The organism is Streptomyces fuscigenes (genome assembly GCF_021556455.1).
GTDB classification, from domain to species: domain Bacteria; phylum Actinomycetota; class Actinomycetes; order Streptomycetales; family Streptomycetaceae; genus Streptomyces; species Streptomyces fuscigenes.
Window position 1 is genome coordinate 1 of the sequence record NZ_JAKGCV010000439.1, and the last position, 4,528, is coordinate 4,528.

A 4,528-nucleotide genomic window follows, 5' to 3' on the forward strand; every position below is an offset into this window, starting at 1 on the left:
GTGTACTGCGCGCTCGTCGCCGAGGACGTGCGGCACGGCCTCTCCCTCGCGACGGCCGGGCCCACGGCCCGCGCGGCCGCCCCGCTGTGCGGCGCGCTGCTCGGCGCCTGGCACGGGGAGACGGCGCTGCCCCCGCTGTGGCTCGCCGAACTGGAGGGCCGCGGCACGATCCTGGAGCTCGCCGACGACTTCGCCATGGAGCTGACCCAGTCCCAGGCCCTGCACGGCGGCGGCACCCGCGAGGAGGCGTGGCTGCGCCGCTACCCGTGCCCCTGACACCCGGCGGATGCCCGCGGCGACCACGGGAAGGGGCCGGGGCCGCCCCCGGTCACCCGGCTCCGGACCGTACGCGGCCCGGACCCGCGGCTCGGACCCGCGGTTCGGGCTCAGACCCGCGGCCCGGGCTCCGAGTCGCTGCCGCCCGCGCCCGTACTGGCACCGGCACCGGCGTCCGCGCCCTTGGCCGGCTGCGGCGGCACCGCCGCGGCGCCCTCGGCGTCCGGGCCGGGACCGTCCTCGTTGATCTTCGCGAGCAGATCGCTCAGGCCCGGCTTCTCCTGCGGCTTGAGGAAGCCGAGGCCGATGTAGAGGACCAGGGAGATCGCGCACGGCACGGACACCTGGTACTCCAGGCCCACACCGCCCTCGACGGCCCAGTTGATGGGGTAGTTGACCAGCCAGAAGGCGATCAGCCCCGCCGCCCAGCTGGTGATCGCGGCGAACGGGCCGGAGCGGCGGAACGGCCGCAGCATGCCGAGCATGAACGGGATCGCGATGGGCCCCATCAGGCCGGCGACCCACTTGATCACGACGGTGATGATGTCCTTGAACGTCGGCGAGTTGACCTGCGTCGCCACCGCCATGGACAGCCCGAGGAACGCGATCGTGGACCAGCGTGCCGCGATCAGGCCGGTGCGCGTCGACCACGTGCGGGCGGCCTTCGACAGCACCGGCGCGAGGTCGCGGGTGAAGACCGCCGAGATCGCGTTCGCGTCGCCGGACGCCATCGCCATGGTGTGGGAGAAGAAGCCGACGACGATCAGGCCCAGCAGGCCGTGCGGGATGAGCTGTTCGGTCATCAGCGCGTACGAGTCGGACGCGTCGGGCTTCACGGCGTGCACCAGCAGCGGCGAGCACCACATCGGGAAGAACAGCACCAGCGGCCAGATCAGCCACAGGCTCGCGGACAGCGTCGCCGAGCGGCTCGCCTCCCGCGGGGAACGCGTCGCCATGTAGCGCTGCGCCTGGTTCCACATGCCGCCGTTGTACTCGAAGGTCTTGATGAACAGGAACGCCACCAGGAAGATCCCGGTGTACGGGCCGGCCGTGGGGCTGCCGTGTCCGGAGGGCAGCTTGTCCCAGACCGTCCACAGGGTGCTGAACCCGCCGAGCTTCGCCATGACGGCCACCAGCATCGTGATGCCCGCGACGAACTGGATGATGAACTGGCCCAGTTCGGTCAGCGCGTCGGCCCACAGCCCGCCGACCGTGCAGTACAGGGCGGTGATCGCACCGGTGATCATGATGCCCTGGGTCAGGGTGAGACCCGTGAACACCGAGAGCAGCGTGGCGATCGCGGCCCACTTCGAGGCGACGTCCACGATCTTCAGCAGCAGGCCCGACCAGGCGAGCATCTGCTGCGTCTTCACGTCGTAGCGGTCCTTGAGGTACTCCAGCGGCGAGGCCACGTGGAGCCGTCCCCGCAGCCGGTTGAGCCGGGGGGCGAACAGCTTGATGCCGATCGCGACTCCCACGGCGATCGGCAGGGACCACGTCCAGAACGACGTGACGCCGTAGGTGTAGGCGATGCCCGCGTAGCCGGTGAACATCACCGCGCTGTAGCCGGACATGTGGTGCGAGATGCCGGAGAGCCACCACGGCATCCGGCCGCCGGCCGTGAAGAAGTCGCTGACATTGCCGACGCGTTTGTGCGACCACACACCGATCGCGATCATCACAGCGAAATATGCGATGAGCACGACCCAGTCGAGGCTGTTCATATGCCCCCTCCAGGGGTCCGCCTTGTGAACGTCCAGTGCTCTCTGCCGGATGCTCGGCGCGTATCGGCACGCGGTGGCCGATCGGGCGGTACGGCCCTGCACCCCTGCGGGAAGGGGGACTTCGGGGGATTGAACCGTTCGCCGCCGGGGTCGGTCAAGGGTCTTCCCGGTCAGGGATGTGAACCTGGGTCAGGAAACCGAACGATTTTACTATCCCTTGACCTGGTAAAGAGTTGTCCCGCGCGTGACCGGCGCCACACCATGGGTGAGCTCTCTGTCGGGCTCATGCCACGCAACAAGTGCGGGTACGGAAACGGCCGAGCGGGATGCGGGTCCCGGTCGGCCGAGGAGGGGGAGGTTCAGGGGCCGCGCCGCCGGCGCGGTACGAACGGGCGCGCGCGGGCGGGCACATGTGCTTTCGCCGGGTGCGTGCCCGTGGGCCGGGATGCGTCCCGGAGCTGATCCCGGTGCGCCCTGCCCGGGAGCGGGCTCGCGCGTACGCTCGCGCCCGTCCGGCGGTCGCCCCGGCGGGGCCGTGTCGCGGGCGCGGCCGAGCCCCCTCGGCCAGGACGGCGGGAACCGGTCGAGAGGGCTCTGTCAGTGTGTGCGGGGGGTCAGGCGGCGTCGAGGCCGCCACCGTTCATCTCCGTCACGAACGAGGTCCACGTGGTGGGGGAGAAGGCGATCGAGGGGCCCTCGGGGGCCTTCGAGTCCCGCACGTCGACCGACAGGACCTCGGGGGACCTGACCTCGACGCACGCGCCGTTTCCGCCCGAGTAGGAAGACTTGGTCCACGTGTCCGTGGCGCCCTGAAGGATTGCCATGCTTCTTCACTCCGGTTCGGCAAGTGGTGTGAAAACACGCCAACTTTCTGCTGGCAAGATCGACGCTACTCGCCTGACCTGGTAAGCGGGGCGGCCCTTCACTCGTTCGGGTGGGATATGCCAGAGGGATGGTCCGATCATGGGGTCGGTAGGTGTATCCTCCCGGCATTCATGATCAAATCCCGTGTGTCGAGCGCTACTTGGCGTACTCCTTCGCGATCGCGGAGATGAAGTCCCGCGTCTGGTCGACGTTGAGGGCCTGGGCGCGCAGGTGCTCGTACATGACGCTGTAGCGCTGCACGTCGTTGGCCTTCTCCAGGTAGAGGTCGCTCGTCACGCCCTCGATGTAGACCACGCTCGAGTCGGACGCGTCCGGGAACTCCAGGATCGCGTAGTGCCCGCTGATGCCCGGGTGCGCGCCCATGTCGAACGGCAGTACCTGCACGGTCACATGGGGCAGGTGGGACTGCTCGATGAGGTGCTCCAGCTGCTCCCGCATCATCGGCCGCCCGCCGACCACCCGGCGCAGCGCCGCCTCGTCCACGACCGCCCACAGCCGCAGCGGCCCCTCGGTGTCCCTGATCCGGTCCTGCCGCCGCATCCGCACCCCGACCCGCTTGTCGACGTCCGCCTTCGCGTACTCCGGCAGCGCCCCGGCGACGAGCGACTCCGCGTAGTCCCGGGTCTGCAGCAGCCCCGGGACCACCTGCGGCTCGTAGACGCGCAGGGAGGCGGCGTCCGTCTCCAGACCGATGTAGACGCTGTACGGGATGTCCCCGAACGCGTGCCACCATCCTTGCTGGCGCGAATCCTTCGCCATCTGCATCAGCGAATCGACGATGCGCCGGTCCTCGACCTCGTACACGCCGCACAGGTCGCGCACGTCGCGCTGGCTGATCGATCGCCGCCCGTTCTCCAACCGGCTGATCTTGGACTGGGAGACGAGCAGGCGCTCCGCGACCTCCTCGGCCGTCATGCCCCGTTGCTCGCGCAGCCGGCGCAACTCCTGGCCCAATCGGCGTCGCCTTACGGTGGGGTTGACGTTGGACGCCACGGGGACTGCACCTCCGGTGGATGGGCCGACACAGCGGCCGGCGGCCGCTTCGAGCGGCCGCCACGCTGGGGTAGCTGTACGTATCTACTGCTCAGCAGACTGCCATCGATAGACGGGGCGCCGCTGGAAAACGGGGATACAGGGTCGTCCGGTGGCATGCGCGGGGCTCGTCGGCGCGTGCCCCGGCGCAGGGGCGGGCGCACGCCGGGGGCGAGTGGCGGCACCGAGGGCCGGCCCGCCGGACTCGGGAGCCGGACGGACCAAGCGGTCCCACGCACCGGCCGGGCGCCCGTCGCGGATCCGCACCGGTGGCACGGCCACCCCTCGGCGCGCGATGGTGCGGCGCCCCTCGGGACGCCGTGCCGTGGAGCCCGCGCCAGGTCCGCGCCCGCGCCCGTACGAAGGCCCGAACGACCCGGCGGGGGCCCGTTCGGGCACGGGTTTCCGCCGTAGGGGCGGGTCTGGCCCACGTCCCGTGAGGACGGCCCGCGCGGCGGCCCTGCGGGCCGGCCGGAGCCTTCCGAAGGCGCGCGCGGCCCGGTGGCGCGTGGCGTCACAGGCGACCGGCGTCGCGCTGTCGGCTCCGTCCGGCGCCGCCCGTACGGGCATGCCGAGGGCCACACCCTGATCTCCGCGTTCAGCGGCAACTC

At 70.8% G+C, this 4,528-nt stretch carries 4 protein-coding genes; 1 reads left to right on the top strand and 3 read right to left on the bottom strand.

Features of this window, described 5'->3' with window-relative positions:
* A partial coding sequence (locus L1885_RS24155; protein WP_505016789.1) for an ADP-ribosylglycohydrolase family protein occupies positions 1 to 276 on the top strand: 276 nt, incomplete at its 5' end.
* Between the two features lie 110 nt (positions 277 to 386).
* Here L1885_RS24155 and L1885_RS24160 read toward each other — a convergent pair.
* The 3 genes from L1885_RS24160 to L1885_RS24170 all read right to left on the bottom strand — a co-directional run bounded on the left by L1885_RS24160 (position 387) and on the right by L1885_RS24170 (position 3,878).
* Entirely contained in the window at positions 387 to 2,000 is a 1,614-nt protein-coding gene (locus L1885_RS24160; protein WP_235799279.1) for a sodium:solute symporter family protein, read from the bottom strand.
* A gap of 614 nt (positions 2,001 to 2,614) precedes the next feature.
* On the bottom strand, positions 2,615 to 2,824 hold the full coding sequence (locus L1885_RS24165) for a DUF397 domain-containing protein (RefSeq protein ID WP_235799280.1): 210 nt from the start codon (positions 2,822 to 2,824) through the stop codon (positions 2,615 to 2,617).
* 196 nt (positions 2,825 to 3,020) lie between these two features.
* Entirely contained in the window at positions 3,021 to 3,878 is an 858-nt protein-coding gene (locus tag L1885_RS24170) for a helix-turn-helix domain-containing protein (RefSeq protein WP_235799281.1), read from the bottom strand.
* Positions 3,879 to 4,528: the final 650 nt, after the last annotated feature.

Coding starts and splice junctions, on each gene's coding strand:
- L1885_RS24165 (WP_235799280.1), bottom strand. CDS start 2,824: ATGGCAATCCTTCAGGGCGCCACGGACACGTGGACCAAGTCTTCCTAC.
- L1885_RS24160 (WP_235799279.1), bottom strand. CDS start 2,000: ATGAACAGCCTCGACTGGGTCGTGCTCATCGCATATTTCGCTGTGATG.